A 16,255-nucleotide genomic window follows, 5' to 3' on the forward strand; every position below is an offset into this window, starting at 1 on the left:
AGACGTCCCGCAGAATCGCGGGAGTGTCCGCCTCCGGCGTGTACCAGCCGATACCGAAGCCGTCACCGTTCGTCGTCTCCACCCCCATCCGGGAGTGCAGGCTCTGGTCGATCAAGGAGTGTTCCGGCTTGAACAGAACCTGGCTGAGAAGAATGGGCGTACCCGAGTAGGCGATCCAGCGACACATCCTGGGTCCCCCGTTTCTTGTTTCGGGAGGTATGGAGAGCCGTGCCCCGGGTCGATACGCCGGCCGGCGCGGCCGGGGGAACACGGCGTGACGTTCCCGGACTTGGGGTTCCCGCCGTACGCGGGACAGCGGACCCGGTCACATCCGCGGCACATGGCCCACGGCACACCGGGAGCGTCAGCATGCGAGCACTCACCAGTATCGCTTGTGCGGGCCCCCTTGGCGCGCGGAGTACAGCTCCCAGTGGGCCGGCACGGACCGACACGGGTGACCCGTGTCCAGGCATCGCGGAAGATCCCGTCAGTAGTCAGGGTGACCTGCCGGCGTCACGCAAGGGGGGTCAGGAGTTCAGGAGCTTGCGCTTCTGGTCCTCGAACTCCGCTTCGGTGAGGATGCCCTGGGCCTTGAGCTCCCCCAGCTGCTTCAGCTGTTCGATCCTGCTGGCCGTGTCGGAGGCCGCCGGTGCCGCGGGAGCCGCGGGCGGCTCAGCAGGGTATGCCGCTTGCGGCGCGGGCTGCTGAGCGGCCCATCGGCCCTGCTGGCGACGGGACACACGGTTCGATACGGCGGTGGCCGTCCCGGCGACGACGGCCGTGCGGGCGACTCCTCGGATGAGACCGGGCATGGTGGTCTCCCTTCTCACTCCCCCTTGCTCTTCAGGCTCGCTCTTCAGGAAGTGGCTTCGGTCGAGTCGAGCGCGGCCATGACGACCGACGCGGGGATTCTTCCGGAGGCGACCAGTTCGGCACCGCCGCGATGCAGGGCGGCGGCGAACGGCGCGGCCCACACGTTCTCGTAGACCAGGACGCCCGCGGAGTTCCCGGGCTCCAGGGCGGCGGCCGCCTCCTGGAGGTCGTCCTGGCCCAGCAGCCCGGAGGACGCTCCCTCGAAGACGGCCAGGTCCAGCGCACCGTCGCCGGTGAGATCGCCGATCTCCAGAGCGATCACGGATCCGTCGGCGTCCTTCCGGATGAACGTCAGGTCGAGGATGCGGATGAGGCCACGGTCCACCAGGTCGACCAGGAGGGGGAGGCCCTCGCCGGTCATTCGGTTACCGGGAAACTCGACGACCAGATAGTCGATCGGTCCCATCTCGCCGGATGTGTCGACTTCATCGAATGCGTCGCTCACGGCGTCACCTCTGGGCTTGTGGCTGCCTTCCCCCATGCCATTGCATCACCGGACCACTGCGATCGCACCTCGTGACGGACTCACCCGTCGGGCCCACCCGGGTCGCGTGTGCCGCACCGTACGGATCTTCTTGTGCCCATGAGCAACGAAGGCGACGAGCAGCTCTCGGCCCGGGAACGCAGCGAACTCGATGAACTGCGGCACCGGGTGGGCGCTCTGGAGAGCGCCCACGGCCCGGAGGCGGCGCGGCATCACCGGCTGCGATCCACGGGCTCGGTCCTGCTCATCCTCCTTGCCGCCCTGCTGTCGTTGCTGTCCGTCGTCGCGGTCTGGGCGAACAGCATCGTGCGGGACACGGACCGCTATGTCGCCACCGTGGGGCCGCTGGCCTCCGATCCGGATGTGCAGAAGGCCGTCACCAACCGGGTCACCGACGTGGTGCTGGCGCAGATCGACGTGAACGCGTTGGTCAAGCAGTTGCAGGACGCCGTGTCGGAGAAGGGCGTCCCGCCGAAGGCGGCCCAGCTGGTCGGCAACCTGGACGGGCCGATCACGAGCGGTCTGAAGCAGCTGGTCAGCGGCACCGTGGAACGGGTGGTCAGCAGCAGCGCCTTCGAGACGGTCTGGGTGGACGCCAACCGCAGGGTGCACTCGTCCGTCGACAAGGCCCTGACGGGCGAGGGCGGCGGCGCGGTCTCGCTGAAGAACGACGAGGTGGCCATCGACGTGGCACCGATCGTGGCGCAGGTCAAGGAGCGGTTGGTCGGCGCCGGCCTCGGAGTCGCCGCGAAGATCCCGGACATCCACACGGACTTCGTGGTGGTCCAGTCGAAGGACCTCGGCAAGATCAAGACCTATATGAGGGTCCTGGAGATCATGGGCAGCTGGCTGCCCCTCATCGCCCTGCTGGTGGCTGCGGCGGGGGTGTACACGGCGTTCAACCGCCGACACGCGCTGATCGGAGTCGGGTCTGCGGTCTTCGTGGCCATGCTGGTCCTCGGGATCACGCTCACCGTCTTCCGCGACGTCTACCTCGACCATCTGCCCTCCGGCGCCTCCCCGGCCGCCGCCGGTGCGGTGTACGACGCGCTGATCAGGTTCCTGCGCGCCGGTGTACGGGCGCTCGGGGCCGTGGCCCTCATCGTCGCCGTCGGCGCTTTCCTCAGTGGGCCGTCCCGGGCCGCCGTGTTCGTTCGCAAGGGCTGCCGCGGAAGCATCGGCGCCCTGCGTGACGTGGCGGAGTCCGGAGGGCTCCGCCTGGGTGCGGTCGGGCGGTTCGTGCACCGCTTCAAACGGTGGATCGGGGTCGCGATCGTGGTGGTCGCAGCGATCGTCCTGTTCACCTGGAGTTACCCGACCACGATGGTCGTGGTGTGGACCACGGTGATCGTGCTGGTGGGCTTCGCGATCCGCGAATTCCTGGACGGGGCTTCCGCCGCGCCGGCTGACCAGGCGGTCGGCACCGCTCACTGACGCGTGGTCAGACCGAGAGCCGTACGAGCCCGTACAAGCCCGTACGAGCCCGTACGAGTCTGGAAGAGCCGGTACGAGCCCGGAAGAGTCCGTACCGCCCCGGCTCGCCGGAAGCCGCCTCCAGGGATACGTTGAGTGGAGATGGAGAAGCTCGTATGCCCCTGTGACACGGCCGGGTCGGAGCACGCCCCGAAAGCAGTGGCCTGTGTGCCCTGAGCGCAGCGACGCCTGAGGACGGCCTGCACGTGTCGGAGCGGTCAATCCTCCGCCGACGCCCACCGCCGCCAGCGCCACCGCCATCGGCATCGCCTGCGCGTCGGCAACCACTCTCGGAGCCGCTGCCATGACGGAAAACAGGCTGGACGGACACGCGCTACGGCACCGCACCCCCCAGGAGCGGGCCGCACTCGGCAAGGGGGCGCGGGCCACGGTACCCCGCAGCAGCCACGCCGAGTTCGCCCCCGGGCCGAAGCGGCCGGATCCGCTGGAGATCATCGAGAAGCAGTCGGCGACACGGGTGCCCGAACTCGTACCGATCCGCTACGGCAGGATGGCCGAGTCGCCCTTCCGCTTCTACCGGGGGGCCGCCGCCATCATGGCCTCGGATCTCGCGGACACGCCGAGGTCGGGGTTCACGACGCAGCTGTGCGGCGACGCGCACATGCTGAACTTCCGGCTGCTGGCCTCGCCCGAGCGCCGCCTCATGTTCGACATCAACGACTTCGACGAGACGCTGCCGGGCCCCTGGGAGTGGGACGTCAAACGCCTGGCCGCCAGCCTCGTCATCGCCGGCCGGCTGAACGGCTTCAGCGACAAGGAACGGGCAGGGATCGTGCGGGCGACGGTGCGGTCCTACCGCGAGCACATGCGCGACTTCGCCGGGATGGGCAATCTGAGCGTCTGGTACGCCCAGTTCGACGTGGACTGGGTACGTGAGCGGTTCGGGGCGGACCTTTCCGCGCGTGGCCGCGGCCGCTGGGCGAAGGCCACGGCGAAGGCGCGCTCCCACGACACCCTCGAGGTCTTCGAGAAACTGACCCGCGTCACCGACGGCAAGCGCCGCATCACTCCCGATCCGCCGCTGATCATCCCCCTCCAGGACCTGTTGCCGGATGCTCAGCGCGGCAGTCTGGAGCAGCAGATCCGCCAGCTCATCGAGCGCTATGGCCAGACCCTGCAGTCGGACCGGCGCTTCCTTCTCGAGCAGTACCGGGTGGCCGACATGGCCCGCAAGGTGGTCGGGGTCGGCAGCGTCGGCACCCGCTGCTGGATCGTGCTCCTGCTGGGCAGGGACGGCGAGGATCCACTCTTCCTCCAGGCCAAGGAGGCCGACGAGTCGGTGCTGGCACCACACGTCGGGGGCCCCCGTTTCCGGACGCAGGGCGAGCGGGTCGTCTCCGGGCAGCGGCTGATGCAGGCCACCAGCGACATCTTCCTGGGCTGGGAGCGGGTCGAAGGGCTCGATGGCCGACGGCGGGACTTCTACGTACGGCAGTTGCGGGACTGGAAGGGGGTCGCGGTGGCCGAGGACATGGTGCCGCGAGGCATGCGTACCTTCGGCGCGCTCTGCGGGGCGACCCTGGCCCGCGCCCATGCGAGGTCCGGCGACCGGATCGCCATCGCCGCCTACCTGGGAGGCGGCGACTCCTTCGACCGGGCGTTGCTGACATTCGCCGAGCACTACGCCGACCAGAACGAACAGGACCACCAGGCACTCGTCGACGCCATCAGCAGCGGCCAACTGGCGTCCGAGGCAGCCTGAAGAGGTACGGCACACGCGAACTCCTCGTCGGTGATGCGCCGAGGCGCAGACCGCGTGGCCGCCTGACGTCCGTCCGCCGTCGTGATCGCCGAGGCCCTGTCTCCGCGCCCCGGCCTCCCCTCTCCGCTACCTGTCCCTCTCCTCCTTCCGTTGCAGACCGGCCTGCACCGCACCGGCCACCACACGGGCGGCCACGCCGACGAGCAGGATGTCGCCGGTCATCTGAGCCATCGTGAGGACGCGGGCCGTGTGCGTGACGGCGGTGATGTCGCCGAAGCCGACCGTGCTGAACACGGTGAGGGTGAAGTACAGCGAGTCGGTTCTCGAGAGGGACTCACTGAAGCTGCCGGACGTGCTGCGCCCGAGCAGGTAGTAGGCCGCCGCGAAGAGCAGCAGGAAGAGCGGAAGAGTCGTGGAGAGGGCCTCGACCGCCCGCAGACGAGGGGCGGGGGAGGAGGTGATCCTACGGATTTGCCAGACGAAAAGCGCCAGCATGGCCATCAGGCCCACGATGAGTCCAACCGCCGAGCCGGCCGAGAACTCCGTGTCCATGGGCAACAAGTAGTACCCGAGGACAAGTCCGGTCGTCGTCATGACCGTACGCAGGACAGCGAGCAACGCTTGGTGGCGGCCCGGCCTGGGCGGCCGGGCCGTATCGCTTGCCGTCTGCTTGCCGTGGGGAGGATCCGCATGGTTCATGTGCTTCTCCTCGGCTCGCAGGAAGCCGCTCCTGAGGCCTGCCCGACCGGCAAACGGCGGTTGGAACGCGAAGCCGCTGAACGCTCGGGTCCGTGTACGTGTGAACGCACGCCCTCACCGGGGCGTCAGTCGGGGCCGACGCCCATCCCATCGTCAGCGTCGGCCGTCCCACCCGCGACCAGAGCCGTGGAGTCGCCATGACGGTCTTGAATGAGGCGCACACCTCGTCCGCCGCCACGTGCCACCTGGTACAAACCGGTGGTCTGCGTCAACTCCACGCATCGCTCCGGATCGGCGACGCCCGCCAGTTCGACTCCTGACAGGACCGGCGACCCGTTCTCCGTGCGCTCACGCCAACGGCCCCGAACGAGGAGTCCGAGGCCGAGCAGGAGCTCTCCCTGGGGGAGAAATTGGGGCCCACCTCGCGCACTGGTGTCATACATGACCGCCGGTTGTCGCCGCTGTCCGTGCTCGTTGATGTCAACATTGGATGTCAGCGGAACAGCCCTGGTACCGGGCAGATCTCCAACGGTTCGTCCGGTCGGTCTGCCCAGCTCCACCAGACATGCCCATCGGCACACCTCCACAGCGACCGACAGGTCCGCCGGCCGTCGTCCTTGCGCTCGGAGAGCACCAGGCCGCCAGACTCCAGAGCTTGGCGGCACTCTGGACAGGCCGGGGCTTTGTTGGGCATGGGGCGCACCCTAACTGAGTGACCTCTTCGTCCCGAAGCAATTGGTGCGGGAGTACTGCCTTGAACTGGCGTGCCTCTCAACTGGGCCGATGGTCCGCAGACGTCCGCACGCGTTCGCCGGTGTTCGTCGGCGTTGTCACGCAGTTAGACACTCACTGCTGCCGTAGGTCAGTCCGCGGTGCGCTACGTGGGCAGGCGAGTTCATTGAAAGATCGGTCCGAAGGGTGCGGGGGAGAGCAGCTCGGAGAGTTCCATTCGTGGAGCCTGATCCTGATCTGATGGTTGTGGTCCGCATGCCAGATGACCTCGCCCGTGACCGACGCGCCTATGGGGGGCAACTCCATGTGATGCGGCATGCTTGTGATCTCTGCGAGTCCCACCGCGTTCGACACGCCGTCAATCATGAAGAACACCCCGAACGCCGGCCGCGCGATGACACGTCCACTGACCCGAGAACCCAGCGGCAGCGCGGCGACGGTTGCTGGCCAGCTCTGAACTATGGCGTCTGGGCTCGGCGCGCGGGAGGAGCCTGGCTCACGGTGCTCGGACATCGACTCATCATGGCAAGCGCGGCGACAGAGTGTCGACGGAAAGCTCCGGGAGATCCCCTCCTGGGGCACCACGCTTTCCGATTGTGGTGGGGCGCCGACGTGCGTTCAGGGTCGTTCACCTGCGTTCATGAGCGGCTGGCCACAGGGTGGGACGCACTCCCGGTCTTGGCCGAACGTCGGTGAACCGGGCTGAATGAGACGGAAAGTGAGACGGACGGGGCGGTCGTTGTCAGTGGCCTCGCCCAGTCTCCTGCCATTAGCATGATCGGCCAGTACCTGAGCGGCAGTTTTTGGATCTGCTGGAGCAATCCCTGAAACGGCTCGCGGCCAACGGCGAGCCGGGATACCTATAGGTAAGGTTCCCGGCTCATGTTTGTGTAAGCCGTTGTTAAGGCACCCGGAAATCTACGACATACGTGCGTGCAGTGCTTCTGGCCGAACTTGATGTCAGCCAGAAGCGCTGCACGCCTAAAACGGGCGCGGGGGATCGGCGCGGCCAACCGTGATGCTCATGGTGAATTGTTCATTTCCCAGATGGTTGGGTGACAACAATCCGCCAGATCACCGAATTGGCTGCCGAGAACTTCCATGCCAGTTCATGCATCTTGGCGTGCGGAATCTCTGCTGTGAACACGCCGCTGCCGTCACTGCACTGAGACCCGACAAGGGACTTTCCAGCGGCGATCACGTTGAACTTGGAGGGACCGGCGCATGTCCACATCACCGTGATGGATGAGGCTTTCCCCGCTGACGCCGGAAGCGTGACGCCGCCCGCGCCGCGACCCGACCCCGTGTACCACGTCTTCGACCCGACAGGGAGTGGCGATTGGACCGGATTGGGAAGGCGGTCCGGGCTCGTCGGGGTCCACTCCGGAGAGGGGGCCGCGTCGGACCCCGCCGTCGCTTCCGCCCGCGACGACGTCGACACGTGGGAGGCGGTCGCCTGGGAGTGAGATCCGCCGGAACAGGCCGACACCAGGGCCAGGGCCGACAGGGATGCGGCCAGCAGAGAGCGCTTCATCGGATCGTCCTCAGCTCACGAGTGGGCGATGTAGGGCGAGAGCGCCGGGAGCTTGGCGGTCCCGTGGTTCGAGACGATCAACTTGCAGCCACCGTTATAGGAGCCGCGCTCCCAGTTGAAGGAGTAGCCCTTCGAGCCGAGGGCGAGCCATCCGTCCTTCTGGCTCGCGGGAACCTTCCACGACCCCCCAAGGGTAGTGGTGGTGGTCTTGGCGTAAGAGATCGAGCCGCTGATGGTCTCCTCGGCGGACTCGACGATGATCGACTCGCTGAGCTTTGCCGCATACGTGATGGTGCCGGTGAGATCCTCGGCCACAGCCAGATCAGCATCACCATAGACGTGTACACGCACGTCGTGCAGGGCACCCAGCGGGAGGCCATCAGTCACATGGATCGGCTGCTCAAGAGGCGTTTCGGTCGTCAGCGACCGCACCCGTTGATGTCAAAAGTGGATGTCAAAGGCCCCGGACCATGATCGGTCCGGGGCCTTTTGTCTGGTGCCCCCGGCAGGATTCGAACCTGCGACACCCGCTTTAGGAGAGCGGTGCTCTATCCCCTGAGCTACGAAGGCGGGGACCGCCGCGGAGGGCGGTCCCTGACAGGTTAGCGGATCAGGTGGGGGTGGTGGGGCCGGGGCTGATGCCTCCGCCCGGTTTCCAAGCTTGGTGGTCTCCCGTCGTTGCCGAGGTCTGTTTATTACCGCGGTGCTCGCCCTGGACTCCGGCTACGGTTCGCCTTCGTCGCCGTCGCCGTGTGCGCGGTCGGGGCGGCCCCCAGTCCCCGTCCATCCATCACGACACGTACCAAGGAGCACCCCCCATGACCGCCCGTTTCAAGGACAAGGTCGTCATCGTCACCGGGGCCGGATCCGGCATCGGCCGGGCCGCCGCGCGGGCCTTTGCTCGCGAGGGTGGCATCGTCGTGGCCGTCGGGGCCCGGCCGGAGTCCATCGAGGAGACCGTGCGGCTTGTCGACGAGGACGGTGGTGTGGCCGACGCGGTCGTCGCCGACGTCACCCGGCCCGAGGACATGGAGCGTCTGGTGCGCACCACGGTGGAGCGTCACGGCGGTCTGCACATCGCCCACAACAACGCGGGCATCTTCGGCAAGCCCGCCCCGGTCGGCGACCTGGACCTGTCCGTGTGGCGGTCCGTGCTGGACGTCAACCTGAACGGCGTCCTGATCGGCATGCAACAGGAGATCGCGCACATGCGGGCGAACGGCGGCGGCGTCATCGTCAACACCGCGTCGAACATCGGCTACCACGGGCGCCGTCCCGGCATGGCCGCCTATGCCGCGTCCAAGGCCGCGGTGAGCACCCTCACCCGGGTCGCCGCCCTGGACCACATCAAGGACAACGTGCGCATCAACGCGGTCAGCCCCGGTGCCACGGACACCGGCATGTCCCTGCGTCCCGGAGAGAGCGATGCCGACCGTGCCGCCCGGCTGGCGACGACGGTTCCGATCGCCCGCGTCGCGACGACGGACGAGATCGTGGCCGCGGTGCTGTGGCTGGCGTCCGACGAGTCGAGCTTCGTCGTCGGGCACGACCTCGTCGTCGACGGCGGTGTCACCAGCTGATCCCCACCTGATCCTCCTGTCAGAGGAGGGCGATTCAGAGGAGGGCGACCCGGGTGAAGTGGCCTGCCGTGTGGAGTTCCTGCTCTATGCGGGTCGCCGTGCGGCGCAGTTCCGGGAGGATCTCCTCGACGCACTCCCGCTCCGTGCGGCCCGCCGCGTGCAGGGCCACGTTCACCGCGGCGACCGCCCTGCCCGTACGGTCGCGGAGGGGGACGGCGATGGTGCGCAGGCCGTCCTCCCAGTCCTCGTCCAGCAGGGCGTACCCCTGGTTCTCCGTCAGCAGCACCCGGCCCAGGGAGGTCGCCGCGGCGGGCAGCCGGGTGCCCACCCTGATGTCGACGCCCATGATCCGGGGGGACGCGGCCCTCGCCGTGTACTGGATCTCCGGGCCGGCGTCCGAGCCCGACGGCACCAGGATCGCCAGTGCCGTCGACTCCCCCACGAGTGCCGAGAGGTCGGCCAGGTGGGGGGCCGCGATGCGGGGGAGGGTCGTACGGGAGAGGGGTGGGAAGCCCAGGGACAGGACGCGGGGGGTGAGGCCGAAGGTGCGGGACTCGGGGTGTCCGCGGACCAGGCCGAGGTGTTCGTAGGTGATCAGGGCGCGGCGGGCAGTCGCCCTCGTCAGGCCGGTCGCCCGGGCCACGTCCGTCAGGGTCAGCGCGGCCCTGCCCTCGCCGAACGCCGTCAGGACCGTCAGGCCACGCGCGAGGGACTCGACGAACTCCCGGCCCAGTTCTTTCTTGGCCGTGCCGATCCAGGCGGCCGATCCCGAGGGCGGCGGGCCCGGGTCCGGTTCGGGGGCGGCGGCCAGTTCGCGTTCCATCTCGGCCACCGTCGCCCGCAGTCGCGGCAGCAGGGTGTCGCGCAGGTCCGTCGCCGTGTGACGGCTGGTGTGGCTCACGACGCTCGCCACACAGGCGATCCGGCCCGTGCGGGGATCCCGTACGGGAACGGAGACCGCCACAAGGCCCGGTTCGATCAACTGGTCGTCCAACGCCCAGCCGTCCCGGCCGGCCTGTGCCGCCTTCGCCTCGAACTCGCCATCGGGGAGGGGGAGTTCGCGTGGGGGTACGGCGGGAAAGTCGCGGTTCTCCGGGTCCGCCGCCCGCCGTTCGTGCCATGTCCGCCAGTCGCTGTCCGTCCACTCTGAGGCGAACAGGGGCCCCGGCGCGGTGCGTTCGGCGGGGAGCAGGTCGCCGATGCGGAAGCTGAGGGACATCGCGCGGCGGCGGGTGGCCTGGTGGATGAAGCGGATGCCGTCCCGGTCGGCGACGGCCAGCGACACCGACTCGTCCAGTTCGCCGGCGAGGGCGTCGGCCCGTCCGGACAGCAGGGCGGGCAGGCGCAGGGCGGCGAGATAGGCGTTGCCGAGTTCCATGAGGCGGGGGGTCGTCACCGCGTCCCGGCCGTCGAGGCGGACGTATCCCATGCGGGCCAGCGTCGACGTGATGCGGTCGACCGTGGAACGTGCCAGGCCGGTCGCGCGCTCCAGCCCGCTCAGGCTCAGTGTCCCGCCCGCCTCGGTCAGCTCCCGCAGCACCCCGACCCCCCGGATCAGCGGTGTGACCGCCTCGTCCGGCACGGCGGACCGCGGTACCGGCGGGGGAGTGGTGGTCTCAGCGGGCATCGGCTCTCCGGTACGGCGTTCGCGGCAGGCCTACGGTAATCCGATACCGCGCCCCCAGCGCGCCACGGCCCCCGCCGATCCGCCCAGCGCCACCGCCCTCGAACGGCCCGCAAGGGGCCGGTTCCTGCCCCCCACCCCCCTACCCCCGCATCACCCCCACCCGATAGTTCCCGTCCCCGTCCACCCCCAGCACCCGCACCCGCACCCCCCTGACCGGGTCCCGGAACTCCTCCCCGACCGCGAACGGTGCGTCCGAGAGTTCCGCGTGGACGTTGGGGCTGCGGGTGCAGCCCCCGCTGTTGCGGCGCGCGTCGTAGACGCGGACCGGGCCGCGGCCGGTGTCCACGTTCGCGTCGACCTTGTAGACGAGGACGCCCGGCCGGCACACCGTCTCGTCGTTCCCCTCGCGGGTGCGCAGCTCGACCGCGTAGCCGGTGCGCCTGCCGAGGGGGACGAAGAGGAGCTTGGTGCCGAGGCCGGGCCGGGCCAGCGGGGTCAGCGTGTACTCCGAAGTCCCGGGCGCGGTCACGCAGTTGACCTGCGTCGCGTCCAGCCAGCCGAGCTTCCACTTGTGCCAGCCGAGGAGGTCGTTGTTGGTGCCCCAGTCCTCGCTCATGATGTCCCAGTGACCGACCGCGCCCCCGCCGTTCTGGGTGTAGAGGTCGGGCAGGCCGAAGACATGGCCGTTCTCGTGGGGCAGGACGCGGTAGCCGGTCTGCGGGAAGGAACCGGAGCCGTCGTCCTGGCGGGAGTACACGAAGGAGGCGTTGGCGACGGGGACGCCGTCGGCGACCGGGGCGTCGGTGTTGCCGGCGAAGGTCACCGACAGGACCGTGTCGAGGGCGGAGGGGCCGGCGTTCGGGGTCACCAGGACGTTCAGGAAGTCGTACGACCGGAAGTCCACCCGGGGATCGGCGGCGGCCACGATGTCCTGGACGAGTCGGCGGTAGCCGGGGTCGAAGGGGGCGCCGCGCTCTATGCCGTAGGCCCGGAAGGACCTGGGCATGCGCAGCCAGTCGGTGATCGGGGCCTCGGCGCGGTAGTCGAGACGGCCGTAGGAACTGGTTCGGAACCAGTCCTGGGTCTGCGGGAAGAACTCGCGGAAGCGGCTCTGGGCGGTGCCGGAGCCGGGCGCGTCGGAGAAGTCGATCATCAGGGTGAGGGCGCGGACGGTGCCGGTGGAGCGGGAGTAACCGCCGGGCGTGGGCAGGCCCTCGGACATCTGGACGGCCGGGCCGCCGCTGATCAGGCAGGCGCCGTGGCTGTCGGAGCGGGCCAGGGCGACCGGGCCGGCGGTCGTGGTCCCGGGGGCCGGGCGCTCGGTGCCGGCCGAGGTGCTGACCGTGAGGGTCAGCGCGGTCACGGACACGAGGGCGGCGACGCGGCGCGGGCGTATCCGACGTCTGGTCCACGGCATGCGAGCACCCTCCGGAGCGCGGCAGCCGCTGGTCACAAGGCTGCACTTCTTCGATCACCCTCTGCCGGGGCAGGGGTGCACGCGCGCTGGAGGAGACCGAACGTGGGTATCGCGTGACTGTGACTCAGGTCACATCATCATTTCTCCTCAACCCGAAATAACCGGGGAGCGTCTCCCCGTTTAGACCAGTGTCCGAGCGAAACGGGGATTGAGTCCCCGGATCAACCGTCAACCGAGGAGCACACCGTGCAGACCGCTCTCTCCGCACAGCGCAAGGCGCCCCGCGCCGACGCCCTGCGCAACCGCGAGCGGATCGTCACCGCCGCCAGCGAGATGTTCACCGAGTTCGGCCCCGACGTGCCGCTCGACGAGATCGCCCGCCGGGCCGGCGTCGGCAACGCCACGGTGTACCGCAACTTCCCCGACCGCGACGCACTCGTCCGTGAGGTCGTCTGCTCCGTCATGGACCGGACGTCCGAGGCGGCCGAGCTCGCACTCGCGCAGACCGGGGACGCCTTCAGTGCTCTGGAGCGCTTCGTGCACGCGTCCGCCGACGAGCGGATCACCGCGCTGTGCCCGATGGTCCAGGGCGCCTTCGACCAGCACCACCCCGACCTGGTGGCCGCACGCGTACGCGTCGAGCAGCTCGTCGAGCAGCTCATGGACCGGGCGAGGGCGGCCGGTCAGCTTCGCGGCGACGTGAGCTTCGGTGACCTGATGGTCGCCGTGGCCCAGCTGTCCCGGCCCCCGGCCGGCACCGGCTGCCTCACCCTCGACGGGTTCGTGCACCGCACGCTTCAGCTGTTCCTGGACGGACTGCGGGCACCGGCCCGCTCCGAGCTGCCGGGCACGGCCCTGACCTTGGAGGACCTCCGCCAGGCCTGATCCGACGCCGATTAGTTCAGCGCGCGAGAACAGTCTCAACAACGACCTTCGACTTTCGACCGGCCGTCGCCGACGACGGACCGTCCCCTTTCGACATTATTTTTCCGTTCCGAAGTCCCGAAGTGGGTACCCCCATGTCTGCAACAGCCGCAAAGGCCTCCGGCGCACCGGCCGTGTCCGGTGACGCCAACCGCTGGAAAGCGCTCGTCTTCATCGCGCTCGCCCAGCTGATGGTCGTCCTCGACGCGACCATCGTGAACATCGCCCTGCCCTCCGCCCAGACCGACCTGGGCATCTCCGACGGCAACCGTCAGTGGGTCGTCACGGCCTACGCGCTCGCCTTCGGCGGACTGCTGCTCTTCGGCGGCCGCATAGCCGACCTGTGGGGCCGCAAGAACGCCTTCGTCGTCGGTCTGATCGGTTTCGCCGGCGCTTCCGCGCTCGGTGGCGCGGCCACCAGCGGCGCCATGATGTTCGGTGCCCGTGCCCTGCAGGGCGTCTTCGGCGCGCTGCTCGCGCCCGCCGCGCTCTCCCTGCTCGCCGTGATGTTCACGGACGCCAAGGAGCGCGCCAAGGCCTTCGGCATCTACGGCGCGATCGCCGGCGGCGGCGGCGCCGTGGGCTTCATCCTCGGCGGTGTGCTGACCGAGTACATGGACTGGCGCTGGACGTTCTTCGTCAACATCCCGTTCGCGATCGTCGCCGCGCTCGGCGCGTACTTCGTCATCCGTGAGCCCGAGGGCGGCCGCAACCGCAACCCGCTCGACATCCCCGGCGTCCTGCTGTCCACCCTGGGCCTGGTCGCGCTGGTCTACGGCTTCACCCGCGCCGAGTCCAACGGCTGGGGCGACTCCGTGACCGTGGGCATGTTCGTCGCCTCCGCGGTCCTGCTGATCTCGTTCGTCGTCACCGAGGCCCGTACCAAGGCCCCGCTGCTGCCGCTGCGCGTCGTCACCGACCGCAACCGCGGCGGGATCTACCTCTCGCTCGGCATCGCGATCATCGCGATGTTCGGCACCTTCCTCTTCCTGACCTACTACCTGCAGATCATGAAGGGCTTCACGCCGATCAAGACCGGCTTCGCCTTCATGCCGATGATCGTCGGCATGATGATCGGCTCGACCCAGATCGGCGCCCGCCTGATGACCCGCGTCCCGGCGCGGCTGCTGATGGGCCCCGGCTTCCTGGTCGCCGCGGTCGGCATGCTCCTCATGACCCAGCTGGAGATCGGCTCGTCGTACTCCTCGACGATCCTGCCGGCGATGCTGCTGCTCGGCCTCGGCATGGGTACGGCGTTCATGCCGGCCATGTCCCTGGCCACGCTGGGCGTCGAGCCCCGTGACGCCGGTGTCGCCTCCGCGATGGTCAACACCTCGCAGCAGGTCGGCGGTGCGATCGGTACGGCCCTGCTGAACACGATCGCCGCCTCCGCCACGACCTCCTACATCGCCGACCACATCGGCTCCGCGACCTCCAGGTCGCAGCAGCAGCTGGTGACGCTGGAGGGCCAGGTGCACGGCTACACCAACGCGATCTGGTTTGCCGTCGGCATGCTGGTGCTCGCCGCGGTGATCGTCGTGACCCTCGTCAACGCCGGCCGCACGGACACGGCCGTCGTGGCCGGGTCCGGCGAGGGCGCCGAGGAGGAGCTGGCGATCCCGGTCGTCGCCCACTGACGGCGACCGGCCGGTCGTACCCCTTCGAGAACCACGTACGTACGGGGAAGGGGACGCCCCGTACGTACGACCCCAGGAACTGCCCTGGCCCAGCTGAGTGAGCGGCTCAGCGGAGCCAGGGCAGATCCGCGCCCGCCTCGTTCGGCTGCAGTCCCTCGGCGACGATCTGCATGATCTCGCCGAGGGACTTCTGCTGTTCCGGGGTGAGCCGGTCGAAGACGGCGTTGCGTACGGCCCGCACATGGCCCGGCGCGGCGCCCCGCAGCATCTCCAGGCCCGGGTCGGTGAGCACCGCGAACTGGCCGCGCCGGTCGTCCGGGCAGTCCTCCCGGCGCACCCAGCCGTTGCGCTCCAGACGGGCGATCGCGTGCGAGAGCCGGGACCGGGTGATCTTCGCCTTCATGGCCAGCTCGGTCATCCGCAGCCGCCGGTCCGGGGCCTCGGCGAGGCCGACGAGCAGTCCGTAGTAGATGTGCGGCATGCCCGCGTCCCGCTGGAGCTGGCGGTCGAGGTGATCCTCGAGAAGGGTCGTGGCGTGCACGTACGAGCGCCAGATGCGCTGCTCTTCGTCGTCGAGCCACTGGGGCTCCTCGTCGGGGATGGATGCCGTGTTCATGTTTCCCACTCTACGAGCTCTCTCCTTGAACCTTAAACAAGTGAGGCGTACAGTCATGTCGGTAGAAGCTTTAAATTTGAAGCACTCGATCCATGTGAAGCACGCGACGCATCGGAAGTACCGGAGGAGTCCCCGCCATGTCCGCCGCCACGCTGGAGCGCATGCCCGCCCTCTATCTGAGCCACGGCGCCCCGCCGCTCGCCGACGATCCCGTCTGGCCCGGTGAGCTCGCCGCCTGGTCCGCGGAGCTGCCCCGCCCCAAGGCGATCCTCATGGTCTCCGCCCACTGGGAGGAGGCCCCCCTCGCCCTCGGCGCGGTGCGGCCCGTCCCGCTCGTCTACGACTTCTGGGGCTTCCCCGAGCACTACTACAAGGTGACGTACGACGCCCCCGGCGCCCCCCAACTCGCCGATTCCGTCCGTAAGTTGCTGCGCGCCCCCGGCATCCCCGTGCAGGACATCCCGGACCGCGGACTGGACCACGGCGCCTACGTCCCCCTCGTCGAGATGTTCCCCGAGGCCGACATCCCCGTCCTGCAGATCTCCATGCCGACCCTCGACCCGGTCCGGCTCATGGAGATCGGCCGCAAGCTCGCCCCGCTGCGCGACGAGGGCGTCCTGATCGTCGGCTCCGGCTTCTTCACCCACAACCTCGCCGCCCTGCGCCACACCGGTGGCGGAGTGCCCACCTGGTCCTCGGAGTTCGACGACTGGGGCCGGCGGGCGCTGGAGGCACGGGACGTGGACTCCCTGCTGGACTTCCTCAACAAGGCCCCGGCCGGGCGCTACGCCCACCCCCGCACCGAGCACTTCGCGCCCCTGTTCGTCACCATGGGCGCGGCGGACGTGAGCGGTGAGCTGGACGCGCAGAAGTCCGTCATCGACGGGTTCTGGCTGGGAATGGCGAAGCGGTCGGTGCAGTTCGGCTGACCCCCGC

General features: G+C 69.1%; 14 protein-coding genes, 1 tRNA gene and 1 pseudogene. 6 read left to right on the top strand and 10 right to left on the bottom strand.

All coding sequences use genetic code 11. From position 1 onward, the window contains the following. From ACFVYN_RS04905 to ACFVYN_RS04915, 3 genes and pseudogenes are all read right to left on the bottom strand, one after another. A pseudogene (locus ACFVYN_RS04905) lies at nucleotides 1–187 on the bottom strand (class II glutamine amidotransferase); the annotation flags it as partial. 340 nt (nucleotides 188–527) lie between these two features. After that, the gene (locus ACFVYN_RS04910) at nucleotides 528–812 is read right to left on the bottom strand and encodes an SHOCT domain-containing protein (RefSeq protein WP_389992571.1); all 285 of its coding nucleotides are present in this window, start codon (nucleotides 810–812) and stop codon (nucleotides 528–530) included. Nucleotides 813–856: 44 nt separating this feature from the next. After that, nucleotides 857–1,279: a DUF6325 family protein gene (locus ACFVYN_RS04915; RefSeq protein WP_389992843.1), complete on the bottom strand. Its 423-nt coding sequence runs from the start codon at nucleotides 1,277–1,279 to the stop codon at nucleotides 857–859. Nucleotides 1,280–1,456: 177 nt separating this feature from the next. On the opposite strand from ACFVYN_RS04915, the gene ACFVYN_RS04920 reads away from it, so the two are divergent. After that, nucleotides 1,457–2,791 carry a hypothetical protein gene (locus ACFVYN_RS04920; protein ID WP_389992574.1) on the top strand — a complete coding sequence of 445 codons (1,335 nt, stop codon included), beginning with the start codon at nucleotides 1,457–1,459 and terminating at the stop codon, nucleotides 2,789–2,791. A gap of 343 nt (nucleotides 2,792–3,134) precedes the next feature. Next, nucleotides 3,135–4,553 carry a DUF2252 domain-containing protein gene (locus ACFVYN_RS04925; protein ID WP_389992577.1) on the top strand — a complete coding sequence of 473 codons (1,419 nt, stop codon included), beginning with the start codon at nucleotides 3,135–3,137 and terminating at the stop codon, nucleotides 4,551–4,553. A gap of 126 nt (nucleotides 4,554–4,679) precedes the next feature. On the opposite strand, the gene ACFVYN_RS04930 is transcribed toward ACFVYN_RS04925, so the two are convergent. The 4 genes from ACFVYN_RS04930 to ACFVYN_RS04945 all read right to left on the bottom strand — a co-directional run bounded on the left by ACFVYN_RS04930 (nucleotide 4,680) and on the right by ACFVYN_RS04945 (nucleotide 8,088). After that, complete coding sequence (locus tag ACFVYN_RS04930) at nucleotides 4,680–5,252, bottom strand: potassium channel family protein (RefSeq protein WP_389992579.1); 573 nt, start codon at nucleotides 5,250–5,252, stop codon at nucleotides 4,680–4,682. Between the two features lie 1,768 nt (nucleotides 5,253–7,020). Then, nucleotides 7,021–7,518, bottom strand: coding sequence for a hypothetical protein (locus ACFVYN_RS04935; RefSeq protein WP_389992582.1), 498 nt, complete (start codon nucleotides 7,516–7,518; stop codon nucleotides 7,021–7,023). Nucleotides 7,519–7,533: 15 nt separating this feature from the next. After that, nucleotides 7,534–7,950 carry a hypothetical protein gene (locus tag ACFVYN_RS04940; protein WP_389992853.1) on the bottom strand — a complete coding sequence of 139 codons (417 nt, stop codon included), beginning with the start codon at nucleotides 7,948–7,950 and terminating at the stop codon, nucleotides 7,534–7,536. Nucleotides 7,951–8,012: 62 nt separating this feature from the next. Beyond that, nucleotides 8,013–8,088: transfer RNA gene (locus tag ACFVYN_RS04945), tRNA-Arg, on the bottom strand. Between the two features lie 248 nt (nucleotides 8,089–8,336). Between ACFVYN_RS04945 and ACFVYN_RS04950 the strand changes: the two genes are divergently transcribed. Beyond that, nucleotides 8,337–9,098: an SDR family NAD(P)-dependent oxidoreductase gene (locus tag ACFVYN_RS04950; protein WP_389992585.1), complete on the top strand. Its 762-nt coding sequence runs from the start codon at nucleotides 8,337–8,339 to the stop codon at nucleotides 9,096–9,098. Between the two features lie 34 nt (nucleotides 9,099–9,132). Here the strand turns inward: ACFVYN_RS04950 and ACFVYN_RS04955 are convergent, their stop codons facing one another. After that, a complete protein-coding gene (locus tag ACFVYN_RS04955) occupies nucleotides 9,133–10,725 on the bottom strand; it encodes a helix-turn-helix domain-containing protein (protein WP_389992588.1) in 1,593 nt (530 codons plus the stop codon). Nucleotides 10,726–10,864: 139 nt separating this feature from the next. Next, nucleotides 10,865–12,142, bottom strand: a complete 1,278-nt coding sequence (locus ACFVYN_RS04960; RefSeq protein WP_389992591.1) for a M6 family metalloprotease domain-containing protein — start codon at nucleotides 12,140–12,142, stop codon at nucleotides 10,865–10,867. 246 nt (nucleotides 12,143–12,388) lie between these two features. Here ACFVYN_RS04960 and ACFVYN_RS04965 point away from each other — a divergent pair, with 246 nt between their 5' ends. Both ACFVYN_RS04965 and ACFVYN_RS04970 read left to right on the top strand, forming a co-directional pair. Further along, nucleotides 12,389–13,027 carry a TetR/AcrR family transcriptional regulator gene (locus ACFVYN_RS04965; protein ID WP_389992594.1) on the top strand — a complete coding sequence of 213 codons (639 nt, stop codon included), beginning with the start codon at nucleotides 12,389–12,391 and terminating at the stop codon, nucleotides 13,025–13,027. Nucleotides 13,028–13,161: 134 nt separating this feature from the next. Beyond that, complete coding sequence (locus ACFVYN_RS04970) at nucleotides 13,162–14,703, top strand: MFS transporter (protein ID WP_389992597.1); 1,542 nt, start codon at nucleotides 13,162–13,164, stop codon at nucleotides 14,701–14,703. 106 nt (nucleotides 14,704–14,809) lie between these two features. Here the strand turns inward: ACFVYN_RS04970 and ACFVYN_RS04975 are convergent, their stop codons facing one another. After that, nucleotides 14,810–15,319, bottom strand: a complete 510-nt coding sequence (locus ACFVYN_RS04975) for a MarR family winged helix-turn-helix transcriptional regulator (protein WP_389992600.1) — start codon at nucleotides 15,317–15,319, stop codon at nucleotides 14,810–14,812. Nucleotides 15,320–15,456: 137 nt separating this feature from the next. Between ACFVYN_RS04975 and ACFVYN_RS04980 the strand changes: the two genes are divergently transcribed. Beyond that, nucleotides 15,457–16,248, top strand: a complete 792-nt coding sequence (locus tag ACFVYN_RS04980; RefSeq protein WP_389992603.1) for a dioxygenase — start codon at nucleotides 15,457–15,459, stop codon at nucleotides 16,246–16,248. The last annotated feature ends 7 nt before the right edge of the window (nucleotides 16,249–16,255 follow it).

Source organism: Streptomyces sp. NPDC058307 (assembly GCF_042880295.1).
Lineage (GTDB): Bacteria > Actinomycetota > Actinomycetes > Streptomycetales > Streptomycetaceae > Streptomyces.